This window comes from Bifidobacterium sp. AGR2158 (genome assembly GCF_000424225.1).
Classification (GTDB): Bacteria; Actinomycetota; Actinomycetes; order Actinomycetales; family Bifidobacteriaceae; genus Bifidobacterium; species Bifidobacterium anseris.
Genome location: NZ_AUJM01000016.1, coordinates 122,624 through 143,647, shown reverse-complemented (window position 1 = coordinate 143,647; position 21,024 = coordinate 122,624). Strand labels below are relative to the sequence as shown.

The 21,024-nt window shown below is 57.7% G+C and carries 10 protein-coding genes; 3 read left to right on the top strand and 7 right to left on the bottom strand.

Going from position 1 to position 21,024, the window contains the following annotated elements; translation table 11 throughout:
* The first annotated feature begins 94 nt into the window (after window positions 1-94).
* Window positions 95-1,081: an Abi family protein gene (locus G606_RS10975; protein WP_081664104.1), complete on the top strand. Its 987-nt coding sequence runs from the start codon at window positions 95-97 to the stop codon at window positions 1,079-1,081.
* A 432-nt stretch (window positions 1,082-1,513) separates the two neighbouring features.
* Here G606_RS10975 and G606_RS0106995 read toward each other — a convergent pair whose 3' ends face one another.
* From G606_RS0106995 to G606_RS0106965, 7 genes are all read right to left on the bottom strand, one after another.
* Window positions 1,514-5,053 (bottom strand): SIR2 family protein, encoded by a 3,540-nt coding sequence (locus G606_RS0106995; protein WP_026645362.1) that lies wholly within the window; start codon window positions 5,051-5,053, stop codon window positions 1,514-1,516.
* 149 nt (window positions 5,054-5,202) lie between these two features.
* Window positions 5,203-7,359, bottom strand: coding sequence for a BREX system Lon protease-like protein BrxL (brxL, locus tag G606_RS0106990; protein WP_026645361.1), 2,157 nt, complete (start codon window positions 7,357-7,359; stop codon window positions 5,203-5,205).
* A 31-nt stretch (window positions 7,360-7,390) separates the two neighbouring features.
* Entirely contained in the window at window positions 7,391-10,036 is a 2,646-nt protein-coding gene (gene pglZ, locus G606_RS0106985) for a BREX-1 system phosphatase PglZ type A (RefSeq protein WP_026645360.1), read from the bottom strand.
* Between the two features lie 64 nt (window positions 10,037-10,100).
* Window positions 10,101-13,694 (bottom strand): BREX-1 system adenine-specific DNA-methyltransferase PglX, encoded by a 3,594-nt coding sequence (gene pglX, locus G606_RS0106980; RefSeq protein WP_026645359.1) that lies wholly within the window; start codon window positions 13,692-13,694, stop codon window positions 10,101-10,103.
* Window positions 13,691-17,356, bottom strand: a complete 3,666-nt coding sequence (brxC, locus tag G606_RS0106975) for a BREX system P-loop protein BrxC (RefSeq protein WP_026645358.1) — start codon at window positions 17,354-17,356, stop codon at window positions 13,691-13,693. The genes pglX and brxC overlap by 4 nt, the downstream gene beginning before the upstream one ends.
* Window positions 17,357-17,451: 95 nt before the next feature.
* Window positions 17,452-18,159: a DUF1788 domain-containing protein gene (locus G606_RS0106970; protein ID WP_026645357.1), complete on the bottom strand. Its 708-nt coding sequence runs from the start codon at window positions 18,157-18,159 to the stop codon at window positions 17,452-17,454.
* A 6-nt stretch (window positions 18,160-18,165) separates the two neighbouring features.
* Window positions 18,166-18,843, bottom strand: a complete 678-nt coding sequence (locus G606_RS0106965; protein ID WP_026645356.1) for a BrxA family protein — start codon at window positions 18,841-18,843, stop codon at window positions 18,166-18,168.
* Between the two features lie 243 nt (window positions 18,844-19,086).
* Here G606_RS0106965 and G606_RS0106960 point away from each other — a divergent pair, with 243 nt between their 5' ends.
* Together G606_RS0106960 and G606_RS0106950 are read left to right on the top strand one after the other, a co-directional pair.
* A complete protein-coding gene (locus G606_RS0106960; protein WP_026645355.1) occupies window positions 19,087-20,373 on the top strand; it encodes a zinc ribbon domain-containing protein in 1,287 nt (428 codons plus the stop codon).
* Window positions 20,374-20,595: 222 nt separating this feature from the next.
* Window positions 20,596-21,024, top strand: a complete 429-nt coding sequence (locus G606_RS0106950) for a GNAT family N-acetyltransferase (RefSeq protein WP_026645353.1) — start codon at window positions 20,596-20,598, stop codon at window positions 21,022-21,024.

The following is a 21,024-nucleotide window of genomic DNA, read 5'->3' as shown; positions in this document are numbered from 1 at the left end:
TGTTTCGACTTGTAACATAGATATCGTTACAAGCCACCACTGCCTCCCGTTTATCGGTGCACACTATGGTGGCATTTTTATATTTGGGGGAAACATGGCGTCGCATGACAATCTTACTGCTTATCCTGAGCACGCGGCGAGGAGCTATAGGAATCTTGCGCAGAGACTGATCGATAATGGGCTCGAAGATGTCACGGTTAAGGAACTTGAGAGAGAGCTTGAGCATATTGGTTATTTCCGGCTGAAAGGTTATTGGTATCCGTTTCTGACACCTAGTGCGAACGCCGTTGGGAAAAGATCGCTTCCTTTTCTGCCGTCCACAACTTTTCCGAAAGTTCTGGAGCGCTATCATTTTGATTCTGAATTGCGCATGTTGGTTTTTGAAGGAATTGCTTCCATCGAGGTTTTCCTCAAGAGTTATCTCTCTTGTGCGCTCTCAGCAGATGGGAAAGAATTTGGATTTCTCGACAATGCTAATCTACCGAACCTTAGTTTCGATCAACATCTGCAGTGTCTTAAAACGCTTCGTGACTCTTTCTTAAAATCACAGTTGCCATATATTCAGCATTTTCGTCATAACTATTCTAACCCTCTTCCGCCGTATTGGATGATTGTTGGTACATTGTCTTTTGGTTCGTTCAAGGAATACTTCTATCAAGGCGCGCCAAAAGAAATTAAGAAAGGCTTAGCGGAACGTCTTGGTATCATGTTTCCAGGTGGTGAAGGAGGAAATGACAAGATGCTCTCTCAATGGTTGGAGGTGATTCGAAGGGTGCGCAATATGGTTGCCCATCACGATAGATTGTGGAATTCGGCCGATGTGAAGATCGGTCCGTCTCTTCCTGTTCATCGTACAGGTAAGCATGCGGCGCAGTGGTGGGGCAACGAATGGGATGTGCTTAGAAACGACAACTCGCATAAGGTTGGTGCAGTACTTGCGGTAGAGAATCATATCCTTCGGCATATCAATGAGGATTCATGGTCGAAGAAACTAGATGATTTAATATCTCGCTATCCGGAAATACCGCTTGAAGAAATGGGAATGCCTGAAGATTGGCGCTCTTCTTCTCTGTGGAATTGAGGTCGTACGGGTCGTCCTATCATGTCAGCTGTCGCGAAAAGAGCAGATCGTTATGCATTCCGGGTGTCCGATCCTCCTGACGGAATCGGAAGGTGCCATGAGGCTGTCATCGTAACTGTCGTCATGGTGGATGACGGTCTTGTCGGTGTTTGGGATGAGTCCTAGTGATGCGCGATGCCGAAAGGCGCGGCGGGGCGTATTCAAAGATATGGTCGGCATCCCGGTCGCGGCCATGATGTCATACGGAATGGTCGACATGGTGCTTGCGTGGGGGTGGTTCCGATTTGACAAAATACAGGAATACATGCTGTGAGCTGTCGCGGGATCGTGCTTCTGCTGGTGGGGGCTTTTTCTTACGCACTGCAGGGCGTGGGAAAAGAACGTGCGCATTGCATCATGGCGATATTACACATGGTGTAATGCGCGCATCGCTTAGTCGATGGAGTATAGATCGTAGTCCTTCGCCGTCTGGACTAAAGCATCATATTCACTGTATGCAGCTGCATCCTTCAAATGGGCGAGTAGGCGGCTAATTGCGTTAGGGGATATCTTGTTGCGAATCGACGGAATTCGTATCAGTTGGGAATAGAAAGACAGCAATGCCTTGATGTTGTCTTCGTCCATTGTGCTGATATGGACGTCAACATCGAGCATTTTGTAGATATGGTAAGTCTCCATATCTGAATAATCAAGAAGCTTATCTGCGAGCAACTGCGTTGCTTCGTCGGTATGGTTTCCCAACATCGGAATCAGTCTGGAGAACTGGATCCGCTCTTCATTGCTCCATTGCGTTCCTATGTTCCGGGAACGAGAGTTGATGTAGTCTCTGAGCCAGCGTTCCCATACTAAATCACGAATACTCTGATCGGCGTCCTCGAGTCGCAGAGCCGTGTAATCCATCAGAGCGACCTTTGCTGTATGGCTAGGCTCGTTTACTACAGCTTGTAGGAGTTGCTTCTTCTCGTCTTTATTGAAATCCGGGACGCTGAGCACTCGAAATATGATGTTCATGAGTCCTTCGGTAAATCTGGAATCAGTGTCCAACCTCTTCTTGAGTACGCTTTGCAGGTTCTTAAAGAAGAAGAGCCTCATAAGTCGCAGGTTGGGCTGCTTATGATACTGTGTGATGACTCTCCAGACCATGACGGCGTCATCTGTTTGAAGCATCTGTGGAATGATCTTCTCCGTGAAGTCGTTGTCAAGCTCGTGAAGAAGATTCATATTGAAAAGCAGCGGAGGATGTGTGACGAACGCCGAATCTCCCTTGGCTTGTGCAAGTTGGGATAATGCGCTGCGTTCGACTTCGTTGAAACCGGACCAATCGGATGAGCTGCATTCCTTTCTGTATTGAACTCTATGAACCCAATACCATGCCAACTCGCCTGGCCAGCAGTTCAGCGAAAGAGTGATTGGATCGTTTCCCCAATCGGTGCGGTTTTGGACGGCGAAGGAGACATGCCGTTCGGTCCACTGTGTGACGGCGAATGCGTCCATCCAGTCAAGTACATCTTCGGGGATCGCGTCATCGGCTTTCTTCATCTGCGTGTGGATCAGACGGATAATGATATCGTTGAATGAGACCGTAGACTCTTGAGGAAGCTTATTTAGCCGAGTGACGATTGAACGCAGATCAGCAGGTGATTGTTTGTGATATGCCCATCCACTGAGAACGGCTGCTCGAAGGCGTAGGTTCTTGTCATGGACTGACGACGCAAGATCCCAAAGCGTCAATCCGACTTGAGCGTCATCTTTTACCAATCTCTGGATTTGGTAGGAAAATGTATTGTCGATCATCCAAGGGTCTTTTTGCGAGGCAAGAAGCAAAAGAAGATGTGAGGGATCATTGTGCAGCATTGCCAGAAATGCTTCATCATCCATAATTCCTTGTGGCAGCTGCCGCTGAGTCGGATAATTCCATACAAGAAAATCGGGATTTTCTGTAGGAATGTAATTGTATTTGTCTGCAAGTCGTTCTACGAGGGCATGAGCTTTCTGCCAAGATTTTTCCGGCAAAGCTCTAAGCATGAAATTCAGCATATCGTACTGTGTGCGGGCAACATCTGAATCATCACATGTCTCGTTAATGCCAATACTTTGGATCTGTTGCAAAAGCGCATCGCGTATATCGGAGGAGGCTTTGGATATGGAGGCATGAAGAAGCAACATGAGTTCATGCCATAACCACATATGCTGCTTGATGCTAACGATTATTCTCCTGTCTAGAACCCAGCTGAGTTTAGCATCTGCAGTGCGGTTGGATGCCGTGATGGCGGCGATGGATAGACGTTGAAGAAGAGGAGTGCCGCTTTTCCACCAACGCTCTGCGATGGCCTGATTGTCGTCCGCGTGATATCTGGCATATTCACGAAGCACTTCTATGAAGAATGAGGAGGTCGCGTCATATCGTTGATTCTGATCATGCGCTTCTATCGCAGGTCTGTGCAGAATAGACGTTATATTTATTGTTTCGTATTTTGAATATTGATTTATAGAGTGTTCGGTGAATTCTATAAAATCATTTGAAAAATAAACCGAATCATCATTTATCGGCTTATCTTCGTGTCGGTCATTGACGTCTACTGACCAGAAAACAGCGGGATATGTTTCATTTGCTTCCTGTCGATATACTGCAACTGGAAAAATGAACTGCGATAGAAGATGCGCGGGAAAGTTGATCGAAAGAAGCGGTTCGACGTGAATGTGGTAAACACGCGTTAACTGTTTTCTTGGGTTGGATGACAGTAAAACTGTCAGTGGCTTCACTGCCCATCCTTGCAGATTCTCACACTCGTGTATGAGAAGGTTGAAACATCCGTTGAAGAACTGGTCGCCGATGGTGTGCTGAATCTGAATCAGCAGTGCACATAAGGTGTCTACATATTTCTCTGATGCCAAGATGTCAGTGACTCGTCCACAAAGCAGCAATTCCTCATCGGTCAAGGCTTGGGATGTGGTGAACGGGTGCGATGTAGCGGGATCTTCCAATAACCAGAGCACCCATTCTTGCATGCTTTCGTTATCTTGACGCGTTATGTTGTTTGTGAAGCATTGTATGCCTTCGGTCGTGTGCAGTGCCCTGATCAGGAAATCACGGTCATCCCGCGTGATCGTTGCAGGTGCGCTGCAGACAATTCTTTCGATGCGGCTTTTCTTCGTCAGATAGTCATCGCACAGCTGATCGGCGAAGGAGTTCAGTGCCTTGGGAAGCTCTTCGTATGATGAATCAGACGATAATGGGAACAGTATCGTGGCGATGTTGCGTTCTTTCCAACTCTCGTGTTCCTCTTTGTATTTGTCGCCTGCTGCGGAGAGCGCGAAATGAGGATGATCCTGTGAGATGCCGCCCAAGGTGAGGTATCGCATGATGGGGTCGGATATCCCATAGCCGATGAAAAGAACAGAGTAGTGGCTGAACATCTCGACGAGGAATCTGGATGCCCATGACTCCAGCAGATATGCCTGCGCATAGTCCCGATCGTCGAGAATGATCTCGTCTGGCCTGCTGTGTATGTCACCGTGAAGGTGGACGATGCCGTCAAAGGAAGATCCGAGCGGCAACGCCGGACCACGATAGATGCGATCGATATCCATGGACAGGGAGTCTGCGGCTTTTTCCAAGAGAACGTCGTAGTTGGTGGTGACTATGCGCTTCGTCTTCATGGCTTTCGCGACGCGCATGATCGCTTTATGGGTTTCGTTGCAGTTCGCGTTGGTGGCGCTCATCATTTGCAGCGTTCGCTCGTGCGCGCTTTTCCTGTCGGGGAGTTTGCCGAGAAAACCGTCCAGCGGCGTCTTGGGCTCTGGCGGCTCTACGTCTTGCTCATCCGCTAGCTGCTTTACCAGTCCCTGATACGACGGTAGATTGGCGGGAGCGTCAAGGGATACGCCGGAGCCGACGAAGAGGACCAGCTCATCGTTGAGCGCCGCATTGACGAGTTCATCTGGAAATTCAACATTTTCGGTTACCCACATTGTTTCCCCCGTGGATTCATGGTTGCTTGTATATCATGTATATCATCGGTGCCCATATAGGCCGCTATTGCTGAGCGCGGCCATTGCCCCCGCCTGCGATGTACACCATGACAGCGTTTTCACAGGGGAGAGGCGACGGCGGTTTCTGCCTACATCTCCTGCTCGGTCAGTGCGTCATCGTCCCTGCGGTAGATGAATGTGCAGGATTTGACGCGGCGCATCTGCTGGATTCGGTTCTGCGGGTTGAGCCAGTCGGATTCGTTGCCTTTCTGGAAAATGTCGAGCCCGCGTCCCAGTGAGACCTTCCATCCGGTGTCGGTGCGCAGCTGCCGGTCGTGGATCGTCTCGTCGAAGGCGTATGTCAGGTCGATGCCCATCTGCGTGTAGTTGTGCTCGAGCTGTCCGAGCATCTCCAGCTGCTGCCGTGCCCGGTAGGCCTCCTCGTCCTCCTTCGTGATCAGGTGCACATGGACGCGCTGATGTGGATCGGAGTTGTTGCGCACCATTTCCAGGAATTCTGCCAGATTCCTCATCTGATGGGCGACGCGGATGTACGGGTCGGTCAGTTCGATCTGCCGCGCGCCGGCGACATACGGGCCGAACAGCCTATTGTAGGAGTAGCCGCGCTCGTTTTCCTCCAACGTCACCTCGCCGGGTTTCGCGAGCGCCTGCATGCGCTCCACCGCGGAGAGCGCCGGGCGCGCATTCGCGGCGTTCTTGTTCGGAGCAGCGGCCTGTGGTTCCTCCGCTTCCGGCAACGCGCCTTCGGGGATCGTGCCGTCGTCCTCGTCGGATTCGTCGTCGGTGCGTCGACGCCAGTACAGTTTCGGGTAGTCGATCTCCTCGAAGGTCTTGACAGCGATCGGCGTTTCAGATCCAATCCTCGTGTAGGCGAAGTCGACCGGTGTCATCGTCGCGTCCATGCGGCACAGCTGGTCCTTGACGCGTTTGCGGCCCTCGATCGCCAAGCGCAGCAGCAGTTCGATCTGCTCGGCCGACGCCTCGCCGGAGGGGTAGACGAGTTTCATCAGGCCGGAGAAGGTCTTGCGGATGCCGTCCTTGTCTCGCGTGGACAGCGACGACGAGAGTTCGAAGTACGGGTTGAAGCGGTCGCTGTAGTCGAGGTCGCGCAGGTTGTGCAGCACTTCGGCCAGATAGTCGACGACGAAGCCGTAGCCGTCGGTGAACATCTCCGAACGGATCTGTTCGAACTCCCAGCCGGGGATGTAGGCGTGGATGCGGTCGAGGAACGCCGGATCGTGGTATTGCGGCGGCAACGCCTCGAACAGGTCCGCCCTTTTGAGCATCGTGGGGACGTCATGGTCGGTGTTGCCGACGAACACGAGGCTCGCCTCGCCGGGGATCTGCTCGACGCCGCGCGAGAAGGTCTTGTTCGCCATGTAGTTCTTCATGATGTCGACGAGTTCTTTGCCGGCCTTCTTGTTCCTGCCGGCGAACTCGTCGAACGCGACCGTGTCCCAGAAGCCGACGAGGCCTACACGTCCGGTGGCGTTGTTGACGAACAGTTTCGCCACCGAGATCTCGCCTCCCGAGATGAGCATGCCGTGCGGCGAGAACTCCGAATAGATGTGCGACTTGCCGGTGCCTTTGGGCCCGAGTTCGATGACGTTGAAGTTGCGCTCGACGAACGGCACCATGCGCACGAGCAGCAGCAGCTTCGCCCGGTCGCTGAACATCTGCGGGTCGAAGCCGATCGACTGCAGCAGCAGGTCGATCCATTCCTCCGTCGTGAACGCCTTGCGTCCCTCGATGAAGTTGCTCACGTCGTCGGTCGTCATCTGCACCGGTTTGAGGTTCTCCAACTGCCACGGCACCTCGTCCTTCTCGCCGGTGTAGGCGTAGCCGAGGCGGCAGATGCACCAGATGCCGGTCACGAGCAGCTTCTCGTTCTTGCGCACGATCTGCGGGTCGACGACCACCTGCCGGATGTTGAGGTTCGAGAAGCTCGCCTCGTAGCGGTCGAGTTTCTCGTTGAGCGTCACCTGCACCTTGTCGATGATCTGATAGTGGCCCTTCTCGCGGATCTTCGACTGGATCAGCGTCGCCTCGTCACGATGCACGTAATGCTGGGCGAGGATCTCCTGCACACGCCGCACACCCGATTCGATGCTGGCCGCATCGGTCGTCGTCGCGTACTGGCTGAGCAGGAACTCGAGCACATAGGTGGGCACGACTGCGTTGCCTTTGATGTCGCCCGCCAGATCCTTGCGCACCGTGTACTGGGGGAACGTGTCGGTGATCTTCCCGTCCAAGGCGCTCAGTTCGTTCTGTGTCTCATCGCTCATTGGTCATCCTTTCGTGAATCGAGTCCTGTCCTCAGTCCCATGCGAACATGTCGTCGTCATCCAGATGGATGTTGCGTGTGAGCTTGAACTCCGCCTTGCGCGGCAGCGTCCTGCGTACGCTCGAACCGTCCACGGCCTCCTTGCACAGCAACATGACCGTCCTGTCGTTGAACCGGGCCGCCTCCTTCGTGAGCACGAACGTGGCCGGACGGTGCCGGTTCGCCGCCTCCGGCGACGTGGAATCGAAGGCAAGCGGCACCTCGTTCGACACAGGCGTCTCCACACGATGCCCGTCGATGCCGTAGAGTCCGACGAACACGGTGCGCTCGCGGACCTTGCCGCCGACCGGCTCGTTCTGCAGGAAGTCGACGGTGATCTGTCCCGTCGTGATCCGTTCCGTGGTCTGCTGGATCTCGAAGTTCACCGGCCGCACGTCGCCGCTCGCCGAACGTCCCTTGTTGATGGCGACGACCGGCACGACGATCTCCTGCAATGCCGCGCCGCCGTGTACGTACTTAACTCCTGCACCTCCCTGAGGCAGACGCAGGATCGAATTCGGCAGCTGGATTGCGACGCCCTCCTGCGGTGCGTTCGACAGCCCCGCCTGCCGTGCCGTATACGTCATGAACGCTTCGTTGGGCACGAGGCGCGAACCTGTGGAGAAGCGGTGCTTTCTCATCCAGACGGCGGCGCCATGCGGCGTCTCGCTGAGTCGTTCGGCCGCGTCGAGTTTACTGCGTTGGTACAGGAAGCCGTGGTCGGCCGTGATGAGGAAGTTGCTGACGTTCGCGTTCGCCAGTTTCTTGACGATGGTGATGAGCGTCGTGATTGCGGTTTCGCATGCGCCAAAGACCCCGTCTTCGCTGCGCGTCTCGTCGCCGGTACTGTCGATCTTGTCATGGTAGACGTACAGCACGTTGCACGATTTCACCAGTTCGCGTGCCTCGCCGGTGGACATGTCGAGGAGATTATTGGCCTGCACGGCATGACCATCATGGGTCTGCAGAATGGCGTCGCGGTTAGGGATGCCGTCGGTGGGATGCCCGTCGGCCAGCACAAGGCCGTCCGACGTGGCGCTCGCCGACCTCGTGTCGAACGCGAGCTGTTCATGGGGCAGCAGCGCCGCCATGCCGAGCTGCGTATAGGACGGCAGCACACCGAGCTGCGCGCCGATCGAGGCGGTGTAGCGGCTTTCCTCGTCGATGCGCCGCGTGAGCTCCTCGGCCACCTCGTAGCGCAACGCGTCCGAGATGATGACGGCGACCTTCTTACCCGACTTGAGGAACGGCTGTTCGACCTTGTTCGTGAAGAAATCCCACTGATTGGCCACATCGTTGATGCGCCACATGTCCAACGTGTTCAGCTGCCGTTGCCATGCGGCGCCCAGATCCAACTGGAAGCGCACATAGTCGTCCTCCAGCTCGTTGCCGAGCGTGCCGGCGTCGAGCTCGGGGGCCTTGTCGAGGGCTGCGCGGCAATGACGATACGCCTGATCCACCTTGAAGTACCGCGACGTGTAGGCGTCGAAGCCCTGCGTCGGCGACTGCAGTTCGATATGTTCCTCGACGGCGTCGAGCGTCGCGCGCAACGCGCTCGCGGCGCCGATGGCCTGATAGTCCTTGGCGAACTCGTCGTACCAGAGCATCGGTTTTCTGCCGTCGATGATGCGCTGCACGTCCGCGTCCGTGATGGAGCGGTCGGTGAGTTTGTCGAGCAGACGGGCGATGAGCCGTTCGTCCACCGTCCGGTACAGGCCTCGCGTGGCGAGCTCGTCGAGGTCCATGTCGTCGACCTGGGAGGGGATGCCGAGATCCTCGCCGACCGAGTCCGTGATGCGACGCATCGTGTCGCGCAGCCGTACATCGTGGCACCAGTCGGAGAAGTCGCGCCGGATGCCGGCGTAATACGTCTCGTCGTGTTCGGGGGAGGCGAAGCCGTGCCATGCGAGGCCAAGCAGCCACAGCTTGAAGTCCTTGACGGTGAGTTCGTCCTCAGCCCGCGTCGAAGCGGGGTAGCGGTAGATCGCCTCGGTGCCGGCCCAGTGGAAGGGCGCCAATCCCATCTGCTCGATCGCCTGCATGCCCGAATCATCGTCTTTGGCGTCCTGAGTGAGCAGAGCGCGCCAGATGTCCTGCAGGCTGTGCTGGTCGCGCGGCAGGCCAAGGAGCACGGCGATCATCTTCGCCTGCAGCTGCCGTGCGTCGTCGTGCGCGTTGAGTCGTGCGGCGAGCTTCTCCACCCGCTGTTTGGAGTCGAAGAACCGCGGCGTGGCGCGCATGACGGCGAGCCATGCCTCCTTTGTCCCCTCGCTGGCGTCGGGCGCCAGTTCGGTGAGCAGCATCGAGAGGCGGTCGGCGGAGAAGACCGGACCGTAGGCGAGCTTCATGTCGAGCAGCCAGTCGTCCTCGGCCTTCGGCTGCTTGCCGTGCAGGTACACGACGAACTTGCGGTCGGGGTGCAGCACGCTCATCGTGTACCGGTCGGTGAACGGCGTCTTGCCGCCGATGATGGCCGCAACGTCCCGCAGCTCCTCGTAGTGCGACTCCGGGCCGAACATCGTCTGTACTTCGTCGGCGTAGTCGCCAGCCTCGTCGAGCCAGAACACGATGCGGCCACGCTCGCCGGGTTCGGCGTAGCGTTTCGCGAGCATCGCCGCCACGGCATCCAGTTCACTCATCGCTGTATCGACCTTTCGTTGAAGTCTTCTTGTCCATGTGACTCATGTGTCCCTGTCGGCGCCGTCACTGCCGTTCGAGCGGGTGCACCGGCCAGGTCCACGTTTCGACGTCCTTGCGTTTCCTCTCGATCGCCTTGATCGTGCTCACGGCCCTGCCCATGCGCAGATAGTTGACGAGCACGCCGTCGTCGAGGTCGATCGGCATGTTGCGTGCGGCCAGCGGGTACAGCACATTGTCCTCGTAGGCCTTGCACTCGTCGACGATGCGGTGCAGCCGGTCCGCCTCACGCAGATCCTTGGCCGCATCTGATTTCTCGAGCATCGCGGCGTAGGCCGAGACACGTCCGATGTAGTCGCGCAGATACGTCAGCACCGTGCTCGTCGTCGACGGCGTGTAGCGGTGCAGATACACGAGAGCCTTGAACGCGCCCTTGTCCGTGTTGCCCTTGCCGTCGGCGCGGCTCGAATACTGCCAGTAGATCGGACGGTTCGAATACATCTTCACATGGTCGTTGTAGAAATCGTTGGCGAAGTACTTGCGCAACGGTTTACCCAGGACCTGTTCGATGTATGCGATGTTCTCCTCGAGATGCTCGGCGCCGAACGCAACGGCGATGAACCTGCGGAAGCGCACGACGATGTCGTCGTCGAAATAGTCGCCTTCGCACATCGGGATCACGTTGTTCGTATCCGGTTCGAACGACGGATTCGGTACCTTGGCATGGAAATCGTCGATCGTCTCGCCCTGCGAGGCGAGGATCAGCCCGGGTTCGTCGAGCGAATAGCGGCCGAACATGCAGCCGACCGCATAGGAGATGAGCTCCTTGACGAGGTCGAGCGTGAACAGCGTGTCACGCTCTTCAGGGCTTGCCTTCGAATAGGCGAAGGCCTTGTTGCGCTTGAGCGACACGCGTTCGATGGGGATGTCGCAATCGACGACGTCGCGTACGCCATATGCCTCGGCGACGATCTCGTTGTTGCGGATCTCGCGCTCGCGCTGTTCTTCGGTAAGGGCGTTAAATTGGGTGATGGCATTATGAGCACATTCTTGCAAATTTCTTGTTAATGATTGGTTCGTAATTGAAATAAGAGGATGTTGAGAGAAATCCCACGACGTTTCGTAAGAATCCCAATCCTGTTTAGAAGCATTTATTAAATCATTAATTATGTCATCGGAGTCTTTGATATTGATAAAAGGAAGTTGTCCAAGCTGTCCTGCTTCAAAATTGATGGTTGGTGAAAGCGCTGTGAGAAGTGTGCTAGTAAGTGTGGAATTTGCAAAAGATAGGAGCGGCTTCAACTCTTGATGGTGTTTGGGAAACATTGAGCAACCCGCTACGTCGAAAACAAACCCCTTAGGATATATGCGAAATGCTGGCTTTCCGGATGATACCTTTGACCATGATACTGATGGAAGAAAATACAGGTGTGGACTGTTGGGGCGTGAGCCGCGCAGTTTTGCCATCCGATTTCGACCGATTTGATCATAGCGAATGATACTATGCATATTTCCATACCATTTGCGGAAGAAACCACCCTTGTTATAGGGGAACCATGATTTACCGCATGAATTTGCGTCATCTTGATTTGTGCAATGGAAATCAATGTTCGAATAGCTTGTTTCAAACCATTCTCGTAACATCGACTCATTATTTCCGGTCGACATTCCGTTTTTGAGCAAAACGATTTCTTTAAGAGGCTCTCCTTCGCTGAAGGTTTTCAGTATCGGTTCTGGAAGCCAGTAGACGATGGGGGAGCCGGGGATCTGGGCGAACTCCTGCTGATTCATCTCATAGCGGTGATAGTTTCGGTCAAGGAATAGCTGCTGGATCTTCTCTACCGGTCTGACTTCTACATGCTGCTCGAACAGCCTACGATATACGCCTAGACGATTGGAAGAATCTGATTGTTGACATACGAAAGCGATGGAGCCGAAGTCGGAACCGAATATGCCGCGTCCGAGGTCTAGGAAGGATGCGATGAATTGATTACCCAACAGCCAGGTACGTAATCCAGCAAATGAGGAAAGCGTCAACCAAGAGGGTAGATTGATCATTCCCCAATAGCCATTGTGCTCTGTCAAACTGGCAAATCGCAGCATGAATGCGGCGAACAGGTCTGATTTGCCTTTCGGGTAGTGTGCTTCGACGTATTGCTTGAGCTGGGCGCTCATGTTCTTGCCGCCCATGTATGGCGGGTTGCCGACGACGGCCGCGTAGGCGCGGCTCAGGTAGCGGGTCTGTTCCAGCACGCGGCCGCCGCGTTCGATGAGGTCGGGGGCGAACAGCGTCGGCGCCTCGAGTTCGTGGATGTTGTCGGCGACGGCGGCGAGCATCGCGTCGGTTTGGATCAGCGAGCCGAACACGTCCGCGTCGGCGTATGTGTTCCACAATTCCGCCGGTAACGTGACGTCATAGAGCTCATTGAGCTCGGCCGTCTCCGTCTCGCTGAATGCGATCTTCCTGATCTGTTCGATGTGCGGGCGCACCTGTTTGCGGAAGAAGCCGCGCGAGCGTCCGCGCGCCTTCATCGTCAACGCGAACGCGGCGAGCTGGGCGGCTCGTTCGTCGATCTCCATGCCGAACAGGTTGTGTTCGAGGATGAGGCCGGGGATCTCCGAGGGGGCGTAGCCTTCGTCCTCGTAGATCTCGTAGAGCAGGTCGAAGGCGTAGGTGAGCATGTGGCCCGAACCGCATGCCGGGTCGCATACGGTCAGCTCCTCGGGGGACGTGATAGTGGTCTTTGCCGTCCGGTCATTGGCGGTGGGGGCGATGTAGTACTCCCAATGTTCGGCGAGTGTGCAATCGGGATGGCCTTGCATCCACAGGCGTCCCACTGTGTTCTGCACGAGGTAGCGTACGATCCATTCGGGTGTGAACAGCTGCGTGGCGGCCGGGATCTCGTCCGCGCCGGCCTTATGGCCTTTCTTGAAGCCGGCCATGACCTCGTCCTTGCGTGTCGCGATGTAGAACTGGTAGAGCCAGCCGATGATCTCGACGTTGCCGCTCGTTTCGCCCACGCCGCACGCCTCGGGTGTCATCACGCTGACCGCTTCACGCAGCGGCGAACCGTCGGTCAGCAGGTCCCGTGGCATCAGCACGACGTCGAGGGCGTTCTCCGGCGTATTCGGCTCGTCGAACAGGAACGGCAGGAAGGCGTGCCAGTAGTTGCAGGCGGCCTCCATGAGCAGGCCGTAGGCGGCGCCTTGCGGGTCGGCGCTCATGATGTCGCCGTTGAGGATCGCCTCGACGCGCGTTTTGATCGCCTCGTTCGTGCGGATCGTGGGGCCGAAGACGCGGTCGTCGTAGTCGCTGCGCATCGCAGCGGCGAGGATCGCGGGGACGCCGGTGGCGTTCGTCAGATCCGTCGGGGAGGCGACCGGCGTTAACGTGTAGCCGTGCACGTCCATGTAGCGGAACGCGATGATGCGGTCGAACCACCGGTATGCGTGCCGTTCGGTGATCTGCTCCGCATAGGCGTCGAAGGCCTTGCGGTCCATGGGATCCGGCGCGCCGGCAAGCAGAGGGGCGCAGGCGGCCCTGTTGTCCGCATGCAACGCCGAATGGGGATCCAGCGCCTCCCGCACGCGCGGTTCGATCGCGCTCATCAGCGAGGCGCGCGCGTCGGCGGCGAATCGTTGCAGCTGGTTCGTGTTCATGGCAGGATCTCATTTCCTTCTTCGATGGTTGCAATCAGCCGACGGCGGTACGCGTCGAGGTACGCGTCGACGTCGTCCTTCGTCCTGAGCACCGTGAAGCCTTCCGGCTTGCCGACGGAGCTCATCGAGACGGTATGGGCATAGGCCGGCTTGTCTGCGGCCTGCGGCGCATGCTCCGGGACCAAGGAGTGCCCATCAGGCGTATGCGCATTCGGCGTCTGTTCGTCATGTGCCGGTTCGGCGACGGCCGGCGTCTGCACATGCTGGCCCAGATAGTTGTACAGCTCCGGGCGCAGACGGTCGGACACGCTCTGCTCGCGCAGTCGTATCGTGCCGATATCGGAAGCGGTCTCGAACCAGATGCGTTCGTTTTCCAGTCTGCGTTCCGCCTCGCGTTTCGCGTCGTCGGTGGCGTCGCGGTACTGGGGGGAGGCCTTCAGCTCGGTCATGGTCGTGTCGATGCCGGCCAGCGCGGCCTCGCGTTCGCGCTCGACCTGCTCGTCGACGATTTGCTTGAGTTCGTCGACGATCGTCCTGAGCTGCTTCGTCTTGGATCCGCGGTAGACGTTCGGATCGTCGAGCAGCGCCTGCGCCTGTTCGCGCAAGGTCTCGGTGCCGTCGGCGCATACGGCGATGTTCTGTCGGTTGTCGTCAAGCCAGCGTCTGCACTCCGCATACGTCTGGAACTGCTTGCCGCGGAAGAACTCGAGGATCGGGCGGACGACATCCTCGTCCTCCTCGAGCGCCTTCTCGTACCATTGGTCGCTGCCCGGGGCGGTGAACCCCTCCAGCATCCATGGTGCGTTCTGTCGCGCCAAATAGGACAGCGTGTCGATGGGGTCGTCGAGCTGGGCGACGATCGCGGCGCAGTCCGCGTGGGCGGTTCTGAGCGTCTTGAGCTCGTCCAGACGCTCCCCGATGCGCTCGTGCACCTGTTCGGCGAAGCGCTGCACGTCGACGCCGGAGTCGCGGGACATGTCGAGGAACGTGCGGGCGAACTTCTCGAGTCGTTTGACATGCGCCGCGTCGATCTGCCGGGGCAACGTGACGATGATCGATCCGTGTTTCCTTGTGTTGCGCAGCAGCTCGACGAGCTGCGTGTTCGCGATCGGATGCGCGTCGATGCTCAGTTCGATGCGGCGCGCCCCATACAGGTAGGCGAGCATGCACACGACGATCCCGTCGGGCCAGCCATAAGGGGCCTCATGGTAGTGGTCGATGAGGTCCTTGACGCTCACGGTGCGCTTGAGCTTGGCCTCACGCGTGAGCGTGCCGACGATGTCCTCGGCGATCTGCGTGATCGTGCGCATCGCGCCGTTGGTGCCGTCGAGCCTGTCGTCTTCCTCGTCGGCGCCGATGGCACGGTAGCGTTCGATGTCCCCGTCGTCGCACACCAAGTCGGCGAGCATCGAATAGTTGCGGTAGTGGTTCCTGACCACGTCGTCCATCGCCGTCGTGATCCGGGTCTTCATGTCGGATCCGGCCACGTCCATCGTGTTGCCGTTGTAGTAGAACGTGCCCGTCTCGATCGCGCGGCGCACGCGCTCGCGTATGTTCTTCTCCTGCTTCTCCTTCTGTGCCTGCCTTGCCATGATGATGACCTGACGCGTCGAGGTCTTGTCCGTGGGGTCGATGTTGTGCTTGATGAACGTGTCGGCCTTGACGAGCAGGCGGATGTCGTTGTACAGGGTGGTGTCGCTCTGGTCGAACAGCAGCGAGATCGCGCGGGTGTCGCCGATCGTGCGGCGGACGAGTTCGGAGTCCTCGGCGACGTGCGTCCACAGGTCCAGTCCGATCGGTTCGGTACGTCCCTGGGCGACGCCGTCGATGCTGAGCGTGTACCTGAACGGCGTGCGCTGGGCGCCGTGCACGACGCTTTGGGAATCGACTGCGGCGGTGAAGGTCTCCTTGAGGTATTTCGTCACGGCGTTGTCGTCGATGTCGGTGTTCTTGATCTCCTGTTCGACGTCCTGCTCCTCGTTGGTCAGGTATTCGTAGGTGTCGTCGACGCGCTGCACGAACGTGTACCGTTCCAGCACGGCGAGCGTGTCGATGACGCGCCGCTCAAGGTCGGTGACATCTACGTCGAAGCCATCGGTCAGTAGGATGCGCAGGTTGCGTGGCGTCGCCTTGAAGCCCTTGATGTGTTTGACCATGAGCAGTGCTTTGAGCAGACGCACACCGAGTTCATTGACGTCTGGCTTGAGCCGGTATTTTGCTTCGAAGATGCGGTGGGTCTGCGAGCTTTGCAGGATGTCCTTGATGCCTTCGAAGAGGCTGTCGAAGGGGACGAGATATCCGAGTGGCCGGTCGGCGGTCTCCTGCAGCGTCGCGCTCCAGGCGGACAGCATCGAACGTTCGCCGACCGAGGAGTGCCGGCCGCTGAACATGCCGAAATCGCTCATCGCACGGAACGAGCTTTGCAGCAGACCGAACTCGTAGTTGAGAAACGGGTAGGAGGCGACGAAGTCCGATTCGTCGCCGGCCTTGTTGTTCTGGAAGCGCGTGTCGGCGTTGAATTCGAACAGCGTGCGCATGTCGTCGTGCCTGCGTTCCCACAGATCCTCGAGTTCGGGGACGTATTGCGGCTTCTTGTCGAGCAGGCGCTTTTGGATCACTTCGGTCGTGTCGGCGCTGTTGAGCTTGAGCTTGATCGAGAAGCGTCCCTGGATCTTCGAGAAGTCGTTGCCTTGACGGGCGTTCTGGTCGTTGATGATCGTGTCGAGGTTCTCCTGGGAGGTGACGACGATCCATGCGCGTCCGCCCGTCTTCGTGTTCAGATCCTCGGCGATGGACTGCAGGTCGAGCATGCGGTGCGTGTCGTCGCCGATGAACTGGCCGACCTCGTCGACCATGAACAGGACACGATGGTCGGGCGACTGGTGGGAGAGCCATGTGGCCACGTCATCGGTGAACGAGTCGACGCTCGCCGTGAATCCGTTTTCGTAGCGGCCGATGATATCGGATTGAGGTTCGCCGCCCGTCACGTCCGCATAGGCCTGTCCGATCTCCGGATCCCACAGGATCGCCTCGTCGCGTCCCTCCTGCCATGATTTGCGGGCACGGGCTTCGAACGCCTGCTTGAACGCCTCGTATTTGCCGTTGGCGTCGAGGTCGCGCTCGAAGCGCGCCACGCCGCGGTTGCTCCCGCTGTAGCCGCATGCGGCGTTGAAGACGTCGATGAACGTGAACAGCAGCGGCGCCTGCCTGCTCTTGTCCGCCTTCTGGTCGATGTTGAACAGCATCGACGTGGCCGGGATGGCCAGCGACCGTTCGAGCAGCCCTTCGAGTTCGAGGTTGTCCTGTTCATGCGCCTTGCGCATCATCGTGCGCACGATGGATTCGTGCGACGGGATCCGCGGGTCGCCGTTCTTGTCGATCAACGCTTTGGGTACGGTGCCGAGGATGAAGGAGAGCATCTTGAGCAGGTGCGATTTGCCCGAGCCGAAGAAACCCGAGATCCATGCACCGTTGTCCACCTGGTTGGCCCGGTCGTCGTAGGCTTCGAGGAACTTCACGAGATTGTTCTGGATCTCGTTCGTCAGCACGTATTCGTCGATCTCCTGGCCCAGAGCGCGGTCGTCGTGCGCCTTGATGACGCCGTTGATGCGACGGTCGATGTCCTTGGCGAAGATGCCCCTGAGTTCGGTCGTCTCTTCCATGTGGTCCCTCTTCTCGTTGTGGTTGCGTGTGGTGAATGTATGGTGTGGCGGTTGGCTGATGTGTCGGACGTCCGGGTTTGGTCGGGCGCCAGCCGTCAGCCGATGACTTCCATGTCCCGGATGTTTTTCGCCCGGTAGTAGTTCTCGGCGTCGATCCGGTCGTACAAGTTCAACAGCGAGCCAGTAGGGGAACTTTGCGCATAGGTGCCGGGGAAGAACAGGACAAGCGGGCTGGACTCGATGCGCCCCTGCAGATTGCTGAGCAGCGTGTGGCCGCGCACATACGGGTAGACGGCGCCGATGCCGGTGACGAACACGATGTCCGCCTCGCCGTCCGTGAGCGCCTGCTCGTAGCGTTTGGCGATGAAGTCGTACAGACTGTTCGTTGTGGCGTTCACCATGTCGACGAGCACATGGAGGAAGCGGTCCTGCATCGGATCGGAGGAGACCGGCTCATGCTGGCGCGCTTCGAAGTCGAGGATGCGTTCGAACATGCGGCGGCTTCCTAGGAAGTCGCATACGGTCTCGAACAGGTCGATGCGCAGGATGCTGGGCGCGGGGGAACCGTCCGCATAGCGCGTCGTGCGCAACCGCGCGACCAATGCGTCGATGCACGAACGCACCTCAAGCTCATGGGAGGCCGGATAGTCGCAGATGTAGAACGCCTGCTCGCCGCCCAGACCGGTCATGTGCAGGAACGACGGCTGCGCCATGACGCCGAACACATGTTCGAAATCCTTTGCGACGTCATATGTGTCAGCCGACGCGGAACGCTCGTTATGTGGAAAACCAGTGGTGCTCATATGACCTCAGTTCATCGAATCGCGGGAAGGGAGGAAACGCAGGGAATCGGCATGGGGCTCCAGCAGAGCGGCCAGCGTGGAGCCGGGTACCGCAGTGACGGGCACATCGGCACCATGCGAATCACGGACGGTGAGCTCGGCCTCACGCATCGCCTTGAATAGGTTGGAACGCAGCTTCGTCGCCGTCGCCGCACTGAGCGACTCCAATTCGGGATGCCACGACGCCCTGTCGAGCACGAACCGGTCATAGTCGGCATAGGAGATCGTCTCGCCGAGCAGGAAGCGCTCGCGAAGCACCTCGGAGGCGAACTCGCCGATGAACAGGTAGTACCGGCACATCGCAATCCACATCAGATAACGACGATCCTGCGGCGAGGCGTCATCCGAAGCCAAAAACCCAAGCTCCGCGTAGGACAGGGCGCTCAGCCGCTTGCACACCTCCGCCGTGACGCGTTTGTTCGCGGATACGGTACGGATCGCCAGCGCATTGGAATCGACAACCTCGTCACGAATGGACACGATTGACTCACCCACCGGAGCGTCCGGCGCATCCGGCCGCGGATGGGAATCGACGAAGCGGCGTGCGCACACCACGCCCTGCGGCATCAGCAGACCGCCGACGGTGAATGAGAGACGATAGCGGGCGTCCTGCTGCTCACGCTCGACACCCCAACGCTCCCGCATCGCATCTCCTCCACGAATCGTCCCTGTGCAGCTGGTCTCAGTGTAGCCAACATCACACGACACGCAAAAAACTGCCGACCTGCGATGGACGCGCGTAACCGCAACGAGACCCTTCGGGAAAGCCGCATTCGATAAATCGGTATACTGGCTTCAACATCGACGGACCGTCCACGAACGGCGCATGCGCTCGCGGACGGTTATGAGGGAAGCCGATCGACGACGACGTCAGGGAAGGAACGCATCATGCCCATGATCCAATGTCCCGAATGCGGCACGCACATCGCAGCCACGGCGTGTGCATGTCCCGAATGCGGGCATGTCGCAGACGATCCGACGCGCCCCATCGGCGCGCAGGAAACCTACGAACCTGCACCGCAACTGCAGCTCGAAATCGAACGCTGGGATCCGGTTGGCAAGAAAATGGGCACGACACTCGTGGATATCAACCCTAAAACCAATAGGAGAATCTGGAAGGCGCTCAGATGGGAGCAAGTGCGGACCACGCTGCCGGCATTCGCCGAAGCCGTGCGTGAGATGGCGCACCATGATGAGGCGCAATTGGTCGCAGACATCCCCGAATACTACAAGAAGCTGCTCGTGAAAGGACAGGTTACCTTCGTCATAGACAAGACAGGCCAGACCATGGCGCAATTGAGAGGCGAAAAAGGACGTATCTGTCACCATATACGGCTTAAGGAGGTCACGACAGAACCCCAACTGCTCAGGAACCTGCAGCATTTGGAAACGCAGGCCACGCTCGCGATGATTCAAGGACAGCTGGAGGACATCCACGAACAGATCGTACAGATTCGCGGCGAATTGCAGCAGGATCGGCTCGCCAAGGCGGATGCCGCATGGGATCGGCTCAATCAGGCGTTGAAGATCACGGACGGGCGCAGACGTGAACAAGAAATCATGCTGGCAATCGGAACGGGCACTGAGGCCAAGCACGCCCTCATGCGTCATTTCCATGATCGCCTGCAACTCATCGAAGACAGCGCTGACCGAAGCCTATGGCAGGTATTCATTCAGGATTGTAAAGACGGTCGCATCTTCAGAAGTCGGAAGTGGAGGGAAGCGCAAAGAATCACCGAGGCACGCATGGCATACGACGATATCGCCGGCATCCTCAACTGCGTCCGCGTGGAAACCGCGGGCCACGTGGCGCTCGGCGACATGGACGCCGCACGGTACGTGCTGAAGGAATGTGCGGACTTCATCGAGAGGGAGCGGCTCGACGACCGCGACACGATCCTCAGGATTGACTCGAGGCTGCCGAGAGCGCAGAAACGCCCCGACGTCGTCGATGAGATTGATGACGCCGCCCGACGCATCTTACAGTTCAGCGCGCTGACGGCAGGCGAAGACATACCGAGGAATCTGCTTGAAACTTATCGTCCGATGCGGAACGACGAGACAGCGGAGGAAAACCAAGATGACAAGACAGACGACGATGATCTGCCAAGCCTCCATGTAAGGAACGAGACAACCGCAATAGACCAAGAACAAACTGACAAGGAGGAATCATGAACACTCGTGAGCAAAGAAACTGTGCGGAATGTGGAGGGCCGATCCCGAGCAAGAACGAGCAGGACCGCTGTGACGACTGCATCGCACAGGCGGCAGACTGGGTGGGAGCCGCTGCGAAAATCGGCACATCATTACTGCCGGCAGCAGTATTCGGCATTGTAAGGCTAGCCCTTAAACTGAAGAGGAAATAGAACCCCCAAAGGAACCCCGATGATCCGCATCATGACACCTGACGACTACGACGCCGTCGTCGCATGCTGGACCTCATGCCCCGGCATGGGACTCAACACCATCGATGACTCACGCCAGGGCATCACCAGATACCTCCAACGCAACCCCACCACCAGCTTCGTCCACGAAAACGACGACGGCGTCATCGAGGGCGCCATCCTCGCAGGGCACGACGGACGACGCGGCTACATCTACCACACCGCCGTCAGCCCCGAACGCCAACACCAAGGCATTGGCACCGCACTCGTCAACGCGACGCTGCATGCGCTCGCGAACGAAGGCATCGTCAAGGTCGTCCTCGTCGTCTTCGCGCACAACGACGCCGGCAACATGTTCTGGCAGCGTCTCGGATTCGACGCGCGCGGCGACCTCACCTACCGTAATAAGGCATTGTGTAAGATCACCCGCATCGACACATGA